Source organism: Cohaesibacter sp. CAU 1516, from assembly GCF_005771485.1.
Lineage (GTDB): Bacteria > Pseudomonadota > Alphaproteobacteria > Rhizobiales > Cohaesibacteraceae > Cohaesibacter > Cohaesibacter intestini.
Genome location: NZ_VANT01000005.1, coordinates 36,452 through 53,932, shown reverse-complemented (window position 1 = coordinate 53,932; position 17,481 = coordinate 36,452). Strand labels below are relative to the sequence as shown.

Sequence of the window (17,481 nt, the reverse complement as noted above, 5' to 3'; positions counted from 1 at the left end):
CGATTACTCATTGCAAGCACCGATTGACGATATCAGCAACATCTTTTGATAGCATTGAGCTTTCAGCGATTCTGCGCAGCGCGTGCTCTGCGCTGGTTTGACGATCCGCTTCCAAGGCGCGCCATGATCGAAAGTTGTTGGCCAATCTGGCGGCGGTTTGTGGATTAACTGTGTCTTGTTCCAGCACGACGTCTGCGAGGAGAGAAAAACCGGCCCCATCCTTGCGATTGAACTGCAGCGCATTGTTTACGGCAAATGCTCCGATCAGAGCGCGTACCCTGTTCGGATTTTCCATCGAGAAGAATGGTGCCTTCATCAATGTGCGCAGTCGCGCGATGGTGCCTTGTTCCGGAATGGATGCCTGTAGCGACAACCATTTGTCGACGACGAGTGCGTCATCTGCATATCGTTGATGGAAGTCCGCCAGCAACCCTTCCGCGGTTGCTGGACGATTGGTCGCCAACGATGACAGGGCCGCAAACCGGTCGGTCATGTTGGTCGCATTCTCATAGTGATGCTGAGCGAGGGTGGTGACGGCCTCCGCTTTGGTTGCCAAGAGAAGATCCAGCAGGCAATTGCGCAAATCCCGTCGACCGGCTGCAGCGGCGTTCGGGCTATAGGGTTTATCATCCTGCAGGCTCGTATATAACGCAATCAACCGGTCCCCCAATTGAGATGCCAGCTCCTGTCGCAGCTTCGAACGTGCAGCGTGGATCGCATCGGGATCGACATCCTTGGCGATCAGACGGGCAATATCCCCCTCGCTTGGCAGGCGAAGCATCTGGGCACGGAAAGCGTGCTCGAGGCGTTCATCAAACAGACAGGCGTCCAGCGCCGACACAAGAAGCGGATCCACTTCGCAGACAACCGGTCGGTCACAGTCCGCAATAGAGGGCCTGTGCGCATTTGATTGCTCGACGAGATGTTCAGTGAAGATCTGTTGTGCCGCTTCCCATCGATTGTAAGGGTCGCTGTCATGCCGCATCAGGATCAGATTGTCATCCAGCGTTAAGTTGGTGCGTAAATGGACCGGTGCGGAAAAACCACGCAACATCGAAGGAATAGCGTCTTTCTCCACACCGGAAAAGACGAACTGATGCTGGCGGTCAGTGATGTGCAACAAAGTGCAGTCACGGTCACCAACCTGCTCGCCGCTCTTGCGATCATGAATCGCTTCAAAGCGCAGGCGTGATCCATCGCGCGCCACCAGACCGATCCGCAGCGGTATGTGCATCAGCTTCTTGGTCGTCTGACCCGGCGAAGGCGGACAGGATTGCTGCAAGGTCAGGGACAATTGCTTGTGTTTGGGATCGTAGAAATAAGTGGCAACGACCGTAGGTGTGCCCGCTTGCTCGTACCAGAGTGCGAACTGCGTCAGGTCGACGGCACATGTTTCGGAGAAGCAGGCCAGAAAATCCTCGATCGTCACGGCCTGACCATCAAACCGATCGAAATAGAGATCGAGACTCTCGCGGAAACCCTCGCTGCCGACAAGGCTGTGTAGCATCCGGCAGATCTCCGCGCCCTTCTCATAGACTGTCGCGGTGTAGAAATTGTTGATCTCTGCATAGGAATCCGGGCGGACCGGATGGGCGAGGGGACCGCTGTCTTCTGGGAACTGGCGGGAGCGAAGCTCGCGGACATCTGCGATCCGCTTGACCGGACGCGAGCGCATGTCGGACGAAAACTCCTGATCACGAAAAACCGTCAGTCCCTCCTTCAGGCACAGTTGGAACCAATCCCGGCAGGTAACGCGGTTGCCACTCCAATTGTGGAAATATTCATGTGCGATCACTGCCTCGATCAGTGCATAGTCCGTGTCAGTTGCGGTCTCGGGCTTTGCCAGTACATATTTATCATTGAAAATGTTAAGCCCCTTATTCTCCATCGCCCCGAAATTGAAGTCGGAAACGGCGACAATCATAAAGGTGTCGAGATCATACTCGCGTCCATAAGCCGTCTCATCCCATGCCATCGAGCGCTTGAGGGAATCCATGGCATAGGCCACTCGGTCTTCTTTGCCATGTTCGACAAAGATCTTAAGCGAAATCTTGCGGTTTGAGCGGGTAACAAAGTGATCTTCAACACAGGCCAGATCGCCAGCAACCATGGCGAACAGATAGGACGGTTTGGGAAAAGGATCGCGCCAAAGGGCATAATGCCAGGCTTCGCCATCAATATTCCCATCAGGTGGCAGCAGCTCGCCGCTTTCGACCAGATTGCCATTGGCCAGCAAATGCGTGAGGCGCTTGGGCGCTTCAATCCGCACATCATACGTGCTCAGGATGTCAGGACGGTCATAGAAGTAGGTGATTCTGCGGAAGCCTTCTGCTTCGCATTGGGTGCAAAAGGCACCATTGGAGGAATAAAGCCCCATCAATTGTGTATTCTGGTTTGGGGATAAACGGGTCGTAATTTCCAATGTGAAGCGCCGATGCGGGGCATGATTCAAAGAAAACCGCATTGGATTTGCACTGAACCGCTCCTCCCACATTTCCTTGCCATCGAGACGCGCATCGACAAAATCCAATCCATCGCCATCCAAAATAAGGCAATGCCCTGCCGGATAGGCAGCCCGAGGCACAATTGTTAAACGTGAGATAACAGTGGTTTCTTCGGGATCCAACCGAATGACCAATGACACGTGCTCGATTGTGTAGGGCGTGGGTTTGTAGTTGCACAGCCTGACGATTTTTTTGTCTTTTGTCATGAAGGATCGGTCTCGACGATGGAATATTACATAGTTGTGGGAATCTAGAAGAAACACCGAGGGGTTCGCAAGCCATCAACAAGGCGCATTTGCAACAATTGCGCAAATATGACGTAAAGGCCAGTTTTGCGGGATTTTATTCTAGCTGAGATTGTGGAGCGCTGACATCTTGCAATCAAGTTGCCAAGGCATTTGCATAAATTTAGTGTTGGTACGAGAAAACCCGTTTGATGGCACCCTCGACCCTGTGAACAATGGGAAGAAACGTGACTTTTCGCAAAAATTGCAAAAGGAGCAACTCCTTTGCAAACCGGACGATCTCCAGACCTTTTACACTTTTGCAAAATGTGTCAGGTTCCATGAAAGTGATTTATTTCAATCACTTAGTGGTTGCCGCCCAGTTTGAACGGAACAAACTCTCGAACATCCGGGTCAACGATCAAAGTGCGATCAATTGGCGGCATGGCGCGTTGGTGGCAGTTTTCCCTTTCACAAATACGGCAGGAAACCCCAATTTTCTCAACACTGGAAGCGCTTTTCAGGTTTAGCCCGTCCGAATAGACCAGATCCTCCGCAAAAGACAATTCGCACCCAATGCCGATTGCATAGCGGCGTACTGGCGCATGATACCCAGCTCCGAATTTTGCAATACTGGTGGCAATGCAAAGATAGCGAACCCCATCTGGCATCTCGGCGATTTGAACCAGAAAACGACCTGGTTCTTCAAAGGCTTCGTGGACATTCCAAAGCGGGCAGTGGCCGCCAAAACGGGCGAATTGAAACCGTGTCGCAGAGTGACGCTTGTTGACATTGCCCGCTCGATCGACCCGCAAGAAATAGAACGGGATCCCCCGGGCCCCGGATCGTTGCATGCTGGAAAGGCGGTGGCCAATCTGTTCCAGTGATGCGCCGAAATAGTGGCTCATGCGTCTCAGATCATGACGCATTTCCTGAGAGACTTCCAGAAATCGACGATAAGGAAAACAGAGTGCACCGGCAAAATAGTTGGCTAGACCGATGCGGCAAATGGCTTCCGCAGCCGATGACTGAAAGTTGCCCTGAGCAACATGCTCCTCGATCAGATCGGAATATTCCAAAAGGGCAATTTGGTGCGCCAGAAGGAAAGTCAGAGAAGGGTCATCCTGCGCTGAGTTGAGACTCAAAACCCGGTTTTCAGAATCGAATTGACGCATCGTCTGATCGTTGGCTGCATGATCCTGATACCGCACGCGCACATTGTGCCTTTGCTCAAGATAGGTTTGGAAATGGGGCAGGCGATTCCCTTCCAACATATTGTTGCGAATGCCCAAATCCTCGGCAGCACGATCCAGTTGATCAATATAGTTATCGTGATAATGAAAGTAGTCTCGCACCTCTTCATAGGGCAACAGAGACCGATCTTCACCGGTATTTTTCTGTGACGACAGGGCGTCATCGAGCACCATCAGACGTTCATTCACACGTCGATGAGCGGTGTGCAAATTGAGGAAGGCCTGCGTGAGCCAAGGGGAGTTGGAAGCCGCCATTTTGAGCTCTTGCAACCCCGGATTCGTATCGCGAAAAAGCGGGTCGGCGAGGGCCTCTTTCAAATCGGCCAGGACACGATTGGTGTCTGCAGATGCCAACTCAGCCAGTGAAAGATTGAAATTCTGCGTCAGAGCCAGCAAGACAGTGGTTGTCAAGGGTCTTTGATTGTTTTCTATCTGATTGAGATAGGAAGTGGAGATGCCGATGCGTTCAGCAAAGCTCATTTGTGTCAAGCCAAAACTTTCACGCAGCGTTCTAACCTTCGGTCCGACAAACAGTTTTTCAGCCATTATACCCTCTGGACTTTTGCAAACTTTGCAAATTGCAAAACGCAACTGCGAAAACTTTCGCAAATTAACTCAATAAAATCAATCCCTTCATTGACTTTCTTGCAGACCCGTCGTCTAATCACCCTCAAGCACTGGCCCTTTGGCCAATGCAGGTGAGATAAAAGAATATGCGGTATTTGCCGTAAACCGCAACGTGGTTGTTACTACGTACAATGCGCGAATTGACGCAGGTCATAGGAACCAAGGGTCGATCCGGCATATAGGCAAAGAGGGAGCTGGTCGAGACATTCTTCGAAAGAGCCACGAAGAAGAACCAAACCAAAGGGCTGATTTTCTAAGTCTGACTACGGACGGGAAATACCTTAGGGGTTTCGACCAAAACTTGTTTTGATCAACGCTTTTACTTCTCTTTGTGAGAAGGGGGAAAACCATGCTTCTACTCGACGATACTGGCAACGAAGTACGCCGCGGACTGGGTCATCACATCGAACAGGGCACCGTCAACTACCGCACGATTGTACTGGCTGAGCCACATCCGGTCTTCACCGAATGTCTCCTCAGCATGCTGGGCATCAAGCGGGAATATACTCCGGTTCTGGATTGTTCCGAACTGGAGCAGATGCTGAGCGCTGCGCCTGACCGGGAAGACACGCTGCTGCTGCTCAATCTGGATGCCACCTCCAGCCGCGGTTCCGCTGCATTGAATGATATTCGCAAGGTTTACAAACGCGCTCGCTTGATCCTGATCTGCAACGAGTCCGATCACGGCCTTGCTCACTACGCCTTGGGCAATGGCGCTGACTGGGTTGTCTTCAAAACCGCGCCTGTATCAGAGCTGCGCGCAGTTGCAAAGCGCATCAAGTCCGGTATCGCCGATGACGCCCTGTTTGAAGAAACCGAAGCTGTCATCGAACGTTCTACCCTCTACTCCAAGCTCGCCAATCTGACGCCAAAACAGATGACCATCTTGCGCTATTTGCGTGACGGCCTTCTGAACAAGCAGATTGCCTATGAGCTGGGTCTGACCGAAGCAACGGTCAAACATCACATCTCGCTGATCCTGAAAAAGCTCAACTGCTATCGCCGCACGCAGGCCGTGGCGATTGCCAACCGCATGATGTAAGGACGCGGCCACTCCTCCCAAGCCGCTAGCGAGATGATGTTAGAAAGAGAGACGTGTCCCCTGCACGCCTCTCTTTTTTTGTCTTCTGGGACCATGGAGACATCAAAATAGCAGATGCGCTGAGTCGGACAGCAGCGGGCGTTTGTTCAAGGCTGTTGAAAAAGGATAGCTCATTTTGACGCAGCTCAGTGGACAGGCTTGTCAAAAATGCCGTTATTTTGGCCCTCGCCATAAAGAAATGCCGGGTTCTTCACGATTCTCAAGTGGGAAGCGTACGTTCGTTTACACAAAGGAAAGGTTGATGCCGAAGACTATGCGTAGTTTTAAGCGAGAATTCCTGCGGAGGAAACGGGATGTCACTGCTTCCTAAAAGACTATCAACCAAAATTCCAGTGATCGTGATCGGGTCAGTGACCTTGCTAGTCGCGGCATTGGTTTCCATCGCTGCCTGGATGGGAGGAAATACCTCAGTCAGCCTCACCGAAACTGCATTGATCAACGCGGCAAAAGGGCGGACCAGTACAGTGACGCTGTATATGGACCAATTGCGCGGCAAGATGAATACTGTTGCCAGTCACAACACCACGGCCGATGCGGCAAGTGATTTGTATGGCGGCTGGCGCGTCCTGAAAGCAGAAGCGTCCGAGACTCTGAAAAAGATCTACGTCACAGACAATCCGAATGCGCCAGACGAGAAGTACAAACTCTCAAAGATCGACCATGATAGCTATTATGGTCAGTCCCATGGCAAGCATCAGGAAGACATTGCAACGCTGCTTGAAGGTGGCGCATTCCGTGATCTGATGTTCATCGGCAAGGAAGGCAATGTCTATTATTCCTACCGCAAAGGAAAAGCTTTTGCTCGCAACATCAATGAAAGCGGTGCAGTCAGTTCTGAACTGAAGGTGCTGCTGGAGCCGATTCTCAAAATGGCGGCTGAGGGCTCTAAAGAAAAATACAAGGGCAATGGCTTCACCGGTTTTGTTGAGGTAGACGGCAAAGTAACCGCTTACATGGTTGCTCCTGTTGTCAAATGGGATCAGGTTCTGGCCGCCGTCGCAGTCGAAGTTGAAACCGAGACCCTTGCAAAACTGATTTCCGACTCTTCCGGTCTGGGAGAGACGGGTCAGATGATGCTGGTCTCTGCGGATCTGCAGCAAGTCGATTTTGCCAACAACATCGTCCAGACGCTGCCGAAATCGCTGAACGAAATTGCGCTGAATGCTGTGGGTGGAACCATGGCAAGTGGTGATGCTGAAGTGAAGGGTGTCGCCAACCGCGCTGTGGCTGTTCCTATGGCCGTGCTGGGCACGCAATGGGCAATGATTGCGGAGCAATCCTATGACGAGTTGCTGGCACCATCCAACAAACTGACCCAGAGCTTGCTGTTGGTGGGTGGTGTGTTGTTGGTGATGATTGGTGGTTTCTGCGCCTACTTTGTTCGACACTCGCTGGCACCTTTGCAAAAACTCAATCAGGGTGTGACCCAGATTGCACAAGAGAACTTCTCTGTCGATTTGCCCGACAGCTCGCGTCCTGACGAAGTGGGGGAGTTGAGTCGTTCCGTTGAGATTTTGCGTACCAACGCATTGGAACGCCGTCGTCTGGAGGAAGAAGGTCGGCACGAGCAATCAGAGCGCGCCAAGCGTCAGCAGGCGATCGAAGCCATGATCGATGGCTTTAGAAATTCCTCTACGGAGCTGCTGAACAACGTGTCCACCAACATGGACGCCATGAAGGCAACGGCACAGATTCTCTCTGGGATGGCTGACGAGACCGCAGACAAGGCCACAGTGTCTGCGTCTGAGTCTGAAGTGGCTTCCAGCAACGTGCAGACGGTTGCGTCCGCAGCCGAAGAGCTGGCGGCCTCTATCGAAGAGATTAAGCGTCAAGTCACCGAAACCACCTCAGTGGTCAATCAGGCCACCAAGGCCACGCGCGTGACGACGGAAACCATCTCTGGTCTGTCCCTCTCGGCTCAGAAAATCGGTGATGTCGTCGCCATGATCCAGGCCATTGCCGAACAGACGAACCTGTTGGCACTCAATGCCACGATCGAGGCGGCACGTGCTGGCGAACATGGCAAGGGCTTTGCTGTCGTGGCATCAGAAGTGAAAGAGCTGGCCAACCAGACTTCCAAGGCGACCGAGGAAATTGCCAGCCAGATTCAGGGGATCCAGGGTGCCACTCAGGAAGCCGTCCATGCCATTCAGGGGATTGCCGAAACCATGGAAACGGTCAACGAATATACGCGGACCATTTCTCTGGCAGTCGACGAACAAGGCAGTGCGACTTTTGAAATCAGCCAGAATGTGGCCAAGGCTGCCAGTGGCACCTTGGCTGTGGCTGGCAACATGTCGCAATTGTCCCAAGCTGCAGCGGAAACCACTCAATCCGTGGACCAGGTCGAACAGAATAGTCAGGATGTTGCCATTCAGACCAGCCGTTTGCGCGATGAAGTGGATCGGTTCCTGAAAGGTGTGTCTGCTGCTTAACTGATTTGGACAAAGCCAGACAGATGTTATCAACAGAGGCGAGGTCCGTCAGGCCTCGCCTCTTTTGTGCTTTGCTCAAACGTTGAGCAACTGAATAAATAATAAACAGTAATATGCAAAATAGTTTGTCAAAATTTGAGCTGCATGTAGGTAGTTTAACTTTGGAAATGAGGCGGAATTGTAAAATATTGAGACAACAATGAATTTTACCATTTTCTAATTTAAGTCGGCAACACTGAGGGAAACTTATCTCGAGACAAGAGAAACCTGATGTCGATCCTTCCAAAACGCCTCGTTACTAAAATTCCAACCATTATGGTTGGATCTATTATCGTGATGGCTGCGGTTTTCGTTTCTGTGGCAGCATGGATGGGAGGCAATGCCTCTGTGCAGCAAACAGACGGGACGCTGCTCAATGTTGCGAAAAGCAAGACGAAAATTCTCGAACTCTATACAGAGCAATTGCACGAGAAAATGACCGCAATGACCGGGAATGTGGTCACCATAGACACCAGCTCGGAAATGTATGCTGGCTGGCGTATCCTCAAGGACAAGGCTGCTGAAACGCTGCATGGTCTCTATATTGCCAACAATCCGCATCCGCAGGACGAGCGTCACAAGCTGGCAACCGCCGAAGCCAAGAATGTCTATTACACCAAGGCCCATGAAAAGCACCATGTCGGTGTCGGTGAACTGCTCAAGGGCGACGTCTTTCGTGACATGATTCTGTTCAGCAAAGACGGCGATGTTTTCTATAGCTATCGCAAGTCTGACCTCTTCACCAAGTCACTCGCTGACGGTGCGGCTTTCGATGAGCGTCTGAAGGCTGTTGTCGAGCCTGTCGTAAAAATGGCTGCTGACAAGTCGACTGATCCTTTCACAGGTCAGTCTTTCACCGGCTTCATCGAAGTGGACGGCCATTTGGATGCCTTCATGGTTGCTCCAGTCTACAAGAATGACAAGGTAATCGCTGCTGTTGCATTCGAAGTCAACATCGACAAACTTGCCCAGATCGTCAATGACCGCACAGGTCTTGGCCAGACCGGGACCGTCGATCTGGTTACCGCTGATGGCCATTTGCTCGATTTTGACGCTATGAAATTGGTCAGCGCGACACAAGAAGAAAAGACGATGGCAACCGCAGCATTGGATGTGGGTTCTGCTTCCGATGATCTGGTGATGAATGGCACGAAGTTCCGCGCCAATGCCGCACCGTTTGAAGCTTTTGGTTTGAAATGGACCGTCGTCGCACGCCAAACCTATGATGAGTTTCTGGCTGCCTCCAACAGTCTGACCAATAGCCTGTTATTGTTGGGTGTTTTGTCGTTGTTGATCATGGGTGGGCTGAGCGTATTCTTTGCCCGCATCTCGATGGCTCCGCTCCAGAAACTCAATCGGAGTGTGACCGAAATCGCACGCGAGAATTACGATGTCGAGCTGCCTGACAGTGAGCGCGAAGATGAAGTGGGTGAGTTGTCCCGTTCCATCGAGGTGTTGCGTGACAATGCCCTTGAGCGTCATCGGCTGGAAGCAACCAGTCAGCAGGACCAGACCATGCGTGAGAAGCGTCAACAGGCAATCGAGGTGATGATTGACGAGTTCCGGTCCTCTTCTATGGAATTGCTGGGGAATGTCTCGAGCAACATGGACTCTATGAAGCAAACAGCCAATCTGCTTTCCAGCATGGCTGATCAGACCTCGAGCAAGGCGACAGGCTCTGCCTCCGCCTCACAGGTCGCATCGGGTAACGTCCAGACCGTTGCTTCTGCGGCTGAAGAGTTGGCCGCCTCGATCGAGGAGATCAAACGACAGGTCAGTGAAACGACGCAGGTTGTAGAGTTGGCCACCAACGCCACCCGCGAAACCACCGAGACCGTGTCTGGTCTGTCCCATTCCGCCCAGAAGATTGGCGATGTCATCGCACTCATTCAGGCGATTGCAGAGCAGACCAACCTGCTGGCCTTGAACGCGACCATCGAGGCTGCCCGTGCAGGAGAACATGGCAAGGGTTTCGCTGTTGTTGCCGCTGAAGTGAAGGGGCTGGCCAACCAGACTTCCAAGGCAACTGAAGAGATTGCCAGTCAGATTCAGGGCATTCAGGGGTCTACGGAAGACGCCGTTCGCGCCATTCAGGGCATTGCCGAGACAATGGAAAAGGTCAACGAATATACCAAGACCATTTCTCTGGCGGTGGATGAGCAGGGCAGTGCCACCTATGAAATCAGCCAGAATGTCGCGCGTGCCGCCAGTGGTACTCAGGAAGTGGCCGGCAATATGGATGAGCTGTCTGCAGCCGCTGCCGAAACCACCAATGCGGTCGATGAAGTCGAACAGAAATCCCGCGACGTGGCTGCGCAGACCGAGCGTCTGCGCGAGGAGGTCGATCACTTCCTCAAAGGCGTTGCCGCCGCATGATCAGGCAAACTGTATCACCAAAAGAAACGGGGCTGTCATGGCCCCGTTTCTGTTTGTTCTGACCAGTTGGTCAAGCTTGTAGGCGCAAAAGATTTGACGAAAAAGAATGCCTGCGTTCGAGTGGTCGCATAGACACTTGCCGCGACGCAAGAAATCGGTTAAATCAGAGCTATGACACATTTGATCGCAAACAATCGGGACTGGTGGTGGCAGACGCATTAACGGCGGCTGATCCTACCCTTTTGCTTGCATAAATTGAAAATGGGATATGGCCGTCGGATTTCCGGCGGCTTTTGTGTGTCTGGCAGGTCCTGCTCATGAAGTCGCCGAAAAGAAGCGGCTGAGACAAACAACCAAGACATGGATCGGCAATCACCGGATCCGTACCAGTGAGGGTAAAATGACGAATTCACACCGCATACCCGTCTCAGCAGAGATCGAGTTTTTTCCTGACGAAGACTATATCACGGAAGGTGGTGTCGAAGTCCTCCGCTCCGCGGGTAAAGACAATTTCGAGACGGCCTTGTCCGATTGCCTCTCGAAGCTTGATGAACAGCGCGGCGTGGTGCTGGTCTCCAACTATGAATATCCCGGCCGTTATACCAGAAGCGAGTTCGGTTTCGTCAATCCGCCTCTGGTGATCACCGCGCGCGGCCGCACGATGACCATCGAAGCATTGAATGATCGCGGCGTGGTGCTGATGCCAGCCATTCACAAGACCATCAAGGACCTCTTTATCCTCAAGAGCTATCAGGCAGACGACACCCAGATTTCTCTCGAAGTGAAAGAGCCGGAGGGCACCTTTACCGAGGAAGAGCGCAGCCGTGTGCCCACCGTCTTCTCGGTGGTGCGCGAGATCGTCGCCCTGTTCAAATCCGGTCAGGACAGCATCCTCGGCCTTTACGGGGCCTTTGGCTACGATCTGGCCTTCCAGTTCGATTCCATTGAGATGCAGCTTCAGCGCCCGGATGACCAGCGCGACATGGTTCTCTATCTGCCCGATGAAGTGATTGTCGTCGATCTCTATGCCGAAGAGGCGACCCGCTATCGCTATGACTTTGCCTTTGAAGGCAACACGACCGAAGGCATGGAGCGCCCAGAGCGTAAGGATCCCTTCAAGCAAACCGACCGCAATCCGCCTGAAGGCGACCACAAGAAGGGCGAATATGCCAATGTGGCGCGCAAGGCGGTCGACTATTTCAAGCGTGGTGACCTGTTTGAATGCGTGCCCGGCCAAACCTTCTATGAGCCGGTCAAATGCCTGCCTTCTGCCATTTCCCGTCGTCTGCAACAGATCAATCCCTCGCCCTATGGCTTCATGATCAATCTGGGTGCCCAGGAATATCTGGTCGGTGCCAGCCCGGAAATGTTCGTCAAGGTTTCTGATGGCAATCTGGTCGAAACCTGCCCGATTTCCGGCACCATCCAGCGTGGTCGCGATGCGATTGAGGACAGCGAACAGATCCTCAAGCTGCTCAACTCCAAAAAGGATGAGAGCGAGCTGACCATGTGCTCTGACGTCGACCGCAATGACAAAAGCCGCGTTTGTGTGCCAGGCTCGGTCCGGGTCAAGGGCCGTCGACAGATCGAGCTTTATTCCCGCCTCATTCATACCGTCGATCACATCGAAGGTCGCCTGCGGGAAGGCCTCGATGCGATGGATGCCTTCCTGTCCCATGCATGGGCTGTCACCGTGACCGGAGCGCCAAAGCTCTGGGCCATGGACTTCATCGAGAAACACGAAAAATCGCCGCGCGCATGGTATGGCGGCGCGATTGGGATGATCGGCTTTGATGGCAACATGAATACCGGCCTGACCTTGCGCACCATTCGCATCAAGGATGGCGTGGCAGAAGTGCGTGCCGGTGCCACCTTGCTTTATGATTCCGATCCTGATGCGGAAGAAGCGGAAACTGAACTCAAAGCTTCCGCCATGCGGGCAGCTATCCGCGATGCGGCCAATCCGGAAAAACTCGCTGCAGGCAACCCGCACCGGCAGGTTGGCACTGGTGTCAAGATTCTTCTGGTCGACCATCAGGACAGCTTTGTGCATACGTTAGCGAACTATTTTCGCCAGACCGGGGCTGAAGTGGTGACCGTGCGGACGCCCGTCGCCGATGATGCCTTTGACAAGGTCCGGCCGGATCTGGTGGTCATGTCGCCGGGGCCGGGCTCGCCGCAACATTTCGACACCAAGACGACCATCACCAAGGCTCGCGCCCGCAATCTGCCAATCTTCGGCGTTTGTCTCGGCCTGCAAGCCATTGCAGAAGCCTTTGGCGGCTCCCTGCGTCAGCTCAGCGTGCCAATGCATGGCAAGCCTTCGCGCATTCGTCTACAAGGTGGTTCGCTGTTCAAGGGATTGCCAAAACAGGTGGTTGTCGGGCGTTATCACTCGCTGTTCGCTGATCCAGTCTCCCTGCCACAAGAGTTCGACATCACTGCCGACACGGATGACGGCGTCATCATGGCGATCGAGCATCGTAGCGAGCCGATTTCTGCGGTTCAGTTCCATCCCGAATCGATCATGACATTGGGTGGCAATGCGGGCATGCAGATGATTGAAAATGTCATTCTGCGGGTCAAGGCGGCGAAATAGCCGCAGGCAAAAGAGTGCGCGCCCCATTTGGGCGCGCACACCCTGTTTTTCTCCACAATTGCACTGCGAAAGCGCAAGCGTCCTCAAGCAAAGGCGACAAGGTTTCATTTTGTCGCTAACATGTTCGCAACTGCGTGCTTCTCTATTGATATCACGGGGGAATTTCACTGAGACACTGGACTGCAGCCAGCCGTCGCACTTGAAACAGTGAAATGAGAGGACATCAAAGAGAAGACAATTGATGTGGGCTAGGAGTGGCAAATGACGGCGCATTGGACAATCGCAACGGTTCGCAAGGCACTGGATGAGGGCAAGATTTCCTCGGTCGAATTGGTCAGTGCTGCCTTCACGGAAATCGAGAAAGAGGGAGGTGAGGGGAACCGCACATTCATTCGCACCTTCAAGAACACCGCCATCACACAAGCTGCAGCCTCCGATGCCCTGCGCAAAATGAATGTGCCTCAGGGGCCGCTTGCAGGCATTCCGGTTTCCCTCAAGGATCTGCTTAATGTGGCGGGAGAGCCAACCACTGCAGGCTCTGCTGAGTTGGCCAAGATCGCCCAACCGGCATCCGCTGACGCCGACATTGTCGCGCTCTTGCGCGCTGCCGGGGCTGTTATCCTCGGTCACACCAACATGACCGAGTTTGCCTATTCCGGCCTTGGCATCAATCCGCATTTTGGCACGCCACTCAATGTCTGGGATCGTCAGATTGGCCGCGTGCCCGGAGGTTCCTCGTCCGGGGCGGCCCTCTCGGTTGCGGAAAACATGGCTGTTGCTGCCATCGGGTCGGATACGGGCGGCTCCATCCGCATCCCGTCAGCCTTCAACCGACTTTATGGTTTCAAGCCGAGCTTCGGTCGTCATTCCCTCAAGGGAGTTACCCCGCTTGCTCGCTCCCTGGACACGGTTGGGCCTCTGGCCAACTCCGTCGAGTGCTGCCGCATTATTGACGCAGTGATGGCGGGACATCCTGTTCCTGAAGCCAACCTGCGATCCCTTGTGGGCAAACGCTTTGGCATTCTGGAAACCATTGCATTGGACGATCTGGATGTCGAGGTGGCGGGCAGCTTCGTGCGTGCGCTTGAAACAATCGCTAAGGCTGGTGCGCGTCTTGAGCGCATCAAGGTCGATGCCATCGAGCGTTTCTGGGACATTGCCAAGCTTGGTAGCATTGTCGGGGCCGAAGCCTTCCACGCCCATCGTGGCTTCTTGCAAGGGCATGCCAACGGCATGGATCCCCGTGTCCGTCAGCGTCTGGAAGTGGCAGGTGGCATCTCATCTGCCGACTATCTCGACATGCTTGATCTGCAAAAGGACATGCAGGTCCGAACCCATCTTGCGACCCGCAATTATGATGCCGTCCTGATGCCGACAGTGGCCATCGCACCACCGGAGCTCAAGCCGATCCTGGCGTCCGACGAACTCTACGGGGAAACCAACCTCAAGATTCTGCGCAACACGGCAATCGGTAATATCCTCGGACGCCCAGCCATGACCATTCCCATCGGGATGCCTGATGGTGCGCCAGTCGGCTTGATGGTGATGGGGGAGCATGGTGGCGATGCGGTGGTGCTCGATCACGCGGAATCGATCGACTACGTCCTGCGGCAATAATTGTCAGGCAGATACGCGTCCGGAATCAGTAAGTCGAAATAATTCAATCGCTGAATTAAATCTTCGAGTTTCACTGATAGCACAATCACTTAACGGGGTTGAACGAGGTTAATTGGTGTCTTAAACGAAAGGCGTATGGACGGAAAAGCCGGAATATTGGTTGTTGCAGTTGCGAAACAAAACTGCCTAAATTTCAATCACAGCCATAAAATTAGCCGTTTTCTGCGCTTTTTTCCGTTGATTGGATGCTTGCTTTGTTGCTAGGCAGCAATTCTGTGTGTCTCCTATATAACGGCAACTGATTTATCCACAAGATATATTCTAATACCAATTTGTCTGGTGATCAGCCGATCACGCAACTTTTCCGCGTCGAGTAGGCGAGATACGCAACAATTAAAATTTGCGATGCATTAAAGCATAATTATTGTCGAATACTCGTTGGCGAGATGTATTGGTTTGGTGCGCATGCGTGATCTGGCGATCTTAGGATGCACTTGCATGGATGACGCAACTTGGTTATCAGGACGCTGTCCAATAAGGAAAAATACCAGCATGGATTATCTGGACCGGCATTTGTTGTTGCTTTTGCAAAAAGATGGCCGGCGCGCTAGCGCTGACCTTGCAAAGGAAATCGGACTTTCGGTAAGCGCTACCAATGAACGTGTGCGTAAGCTGATTGATTCCGGAGCTGTCGCTGCCATTGAGGCAGTGCTCGACCCTGTGAAAAGCGGGTTTGGGGTGACAGCCTTCATTTTTGTCGATTTGGATTACTCGTTTGACGAAAACGAATTTGTATCCAGCGTTGCCAGTTTTGATGAAGTGCAGGAGATGCACCATGTCACCGGACAGCATTCCTACCTTTTAAAGGTGAGGACGCGAACCAACGATGACCTGAACCACTTCATCGTTAAGTCGCTCAAAACCCAACCGGGAGTGCGGGCGACAGAAACGCAGATTGCGCTGAATACAGCGAAGGAAACCAGAGTTTTGCCTCTATAGGGAAATGTCTTAGCCCCAGTGGTTTAAAGATGCGGCCCCTGTAGTGGCAAAGAAGAGCGTCAGAGAAGGATAGGCAACCTCGTCCCCCACACATGGTTGCCAATAACAATAATTCTCTGCCGTAGGGCCCCACGGCCCGAATACGCAGTCCGTTTGGCCTGCGGGCTGGTCGTCGTTGTCCCCCGCAGCGGCGACCAGCTGAGGGACGCCATCTCTACCCCCAGATGGTGTCTCATAAAGTCAAGGTTTTACTAAAAAGGCAGCCATCAGGCTGCCTTTTCTCTTTTTGCGTGGGCTTGCGTGGTGTTGCAGTCAGGCAAGAAATGCTTTGAACGCATGGTAGGACGCCTTGGGCAGACGCTCCAGCGTATCAAAGTCGACATGAATGATGCCGAACCGCTTGTCATAGCCCAGCGCCCATTCGAAATTGTCCATGAAGGACCAGACAAAATAGCCTGTCAAAGGCACGCCATCCTCGATCACTTCAAGCGCTGCCTTGAAGTGCATGTCGAGATAGGCGATCCGTTCCTGATCATCCACTTCGCCGTCAATCAGATGGTCGTCGTTGGCCATGCCATTCTCGGTAACCGTCAGTGGCAGCGCTCCGGTATGGGTTTCGCTGATCCAGCGTAGCAGTGCGCTGAGGCCTTGGGGATAGACTTCCCAGTTCATTTCTGTCTTTGGCAGGGGGCCCGGCTCGGAGGTGAAGTTCGGCAGCGTGCAGCCCTCACATGGTTCCTTTTCGACCACCAGATTGCGGGTGTAATAGTTGATGCCCAGCCAATCAAGTGGCGCATTGATCGCCGCCATGTCGTCCTGCCAGCCCGTGGGGAGATAAGGCTCCAGATACGTCACGACATCTTCTGGATAGGCGCCTTTGAACAGGCCGCCAAGGAACCAGCGGTTATAGATTCCTTCAGCAATTCGAGCCGCTTCGATCGAGCTTTCCTGATCATCAAAGGGCGTTGTATGCTCAAAATTGAGCACTATTCCGAGATTTTTCTGCTCCATTGACCGCAAAATCGCCACCGCTTTGGCGTGGGACAACAATACATGATGGGACGCACGGGTCGCTGCGCGAATGTCGCGCAGCCCTGGTGCATGGATCCCGTGATAGTGGCTGAGCCATGTGATGCACCAAGGCTCGTTGAACGTTGCGACGCTTTCGAGGCGATCCCCCATACGTGTGATCATGATCTCGGCATAGTCGGCAAAATGGTCGGCAATATCCCGGTTCTGCCAGCCCCCAAGATCCGACAAGGCGCTGGGCAACTCCCAATGATAAAGGGTGAGGTGGGGTTCGATATTGCGCTCCAGCAATCCATCCACGAGGCGATCATAAAAATCGAGGCCTTCTGCATTCACTGCGCCTTTGCCCTCAGGCATCACCCGCGCCCATGAGCTGGAAAAACGATAGGAGTCAATGCCTAGGTCGCGCATCAAGTCGAGGTCACCCTGCCATTTGTGATAATGATCGCAGGCAATGGATCCATTCTCGAAATTGACCACATTGCCGGGACTGGTGGCAAAAGTGTCCCAATGGGAGCTGCCGGCGCCGCCAAATTTGCTGCCCTCGATCTGATAAGCCGAGGTCGACGTGCCGAACTTGAAGTCATCGGGAAAATCAGAGCGTGAAAGAGAAAAGGACGTTTGTCGTGTCAGTGCTGGCATTGGGTGCCTCATCGCATGTGATTGGATAGAGTTCG

9 protein-coding genes are annotated in these 17,481 nt (G+C 53.2%); 6 read left to right on the top strand and 3 right to left on the bottom strand.

Annotated elements, in window-relative coordinates; genetic code table 11:
• Nucleotides 1-7: 7 nt before the first annotated feature.
• Nucleotides 8-2,710 carry an aminopeptidase N gene (gene pepN, locus FDK21_RS13580; protein ID WP_138149104.1) on the bottom strand — a complete coding sequence of 901 codons (2,703 nt, stop codon included), beginning with the start codon at nucleotides 2,708-2,710 and terminating at the stop codon, nucleotides 8-10.
• 383 nt (nucleotides 2,711-3,093) lie between these two features.
• Nucleotides 3,094-4,527, bottom strand: coding sequence for a helix-turn-helix transcriptional regulator (locus tag FDK21_RS13575; protein ID WP_138149102.1), 1,434 nt, complete (start codon nucleotides 4,525-4,527; stop codon nucleotides 3,094-3,096).
• 430 nt (nucleotides 4,528-4,957) lie between these two features.
• On the opposite strand from FDK21_RS13575, the gene FDK21_RS13570 reads away from it, so the two are divergent.
• The 6 genes from FDK21_RS13570 to FDK21_RS13545 all read left to right on the top strand — a co-directional run bounded on the left by FDK21_RS13570 (nucleotide 4,958) and on the right by FDK21_RS13545 (nucleotide 15,775).
• A complete protein-coding gene (locus FDK21_RS13570; RefSeq protein WP_114010220.1) occupies nucleotides 4,958-5,650 on the top strand; it encodes a response regulator transcription factor in 693 nt (230 codons plus the stop codon).
• 353 nt (nucleotides 5,651-6,003) lie between these two features.
• Nucleotides 6,004-8,145 (top strand): HAMP domain-containing methyl-accepting chemotaxis protein, encoded by a 2,142-nt coding sequence (locus FDK21_RS13565; protein WP_138149100.1) that lies wholly within the window; start codon nucleotides 6,004-6,006, stop codon nucleotides 8,143-8,145.
• Nucleotides 8,146-8,415: 270 nt separating this feature from the next.
• Complete coding sequence (locus FDK21_RS13560; protein ID WP_138149098.1) at nucleotides 8,416-10,560, top strand: methyl-accepting chemotaxis protein; 2,145 nt, start codon at nucleotides 8,416-8,418, stop codon at nucleotides 10,558-10,560.
• A gap of 400 nt (nucleotides 10,561-10,960) precedes the next feature.
• The gene (locus tag FDK21_RS13555; protein ID WP_138149096.1) at nucleotides 10,961-13,159 is read left to right on the top strand and encodes an anthranilate synthase; all 2,199 of its coding nucleotides are present in this window, start codon (nucleotides 10,961-10,963) and stop codon (nucleotides 13,157-13,159) included.
• 261 nt (nucleotides 13,160-13,420) lie between these two features.
• Nucleotides 13,421-14,776 (top strand): amidase, encoded by a 1,356-nt coding sequence (locus FDK21_RS13550; protein ID WP_138149094.1) that lies wholly within the window; start codon nucleotides 13,421-13,423, stop codon nucleotides 14,774-14,776.
• A 552-nt stretch (nucleotides 14,777-15,328) separates the two neighbouring features.
• Entirely contained in the window at nucleotides 15,329-15,775 is a 447-nt protein-coding gene (locus FDK21_RS13545; protein ID WP_171022083.1) for an Lrp/AsnC family transcriptional regulator, read from the top strand.
• Nucleotides 15,776-16,087: 312 nt separating this feature from the next.
• Here the strand turns inward: FDK21_RS13545 and FDK21_RS13540 are convergent, their stop codons facing one another.
• The gene (locus FDK21_RS13540; protein ID WP_138149090.1) at nucleotides 16,088-17,446 is read right to left on the bottom strand and encodes a GH1 family beta-glucosidase; all 1,359 of its coding nucleotides are present in this window, start codon (nucleotides 17,444-17,446) and stop codon (nucleotides 16,088-16,090) included.
• Nucleotides 17,447-17,481 lie beyond the last annotated feature (35 nt).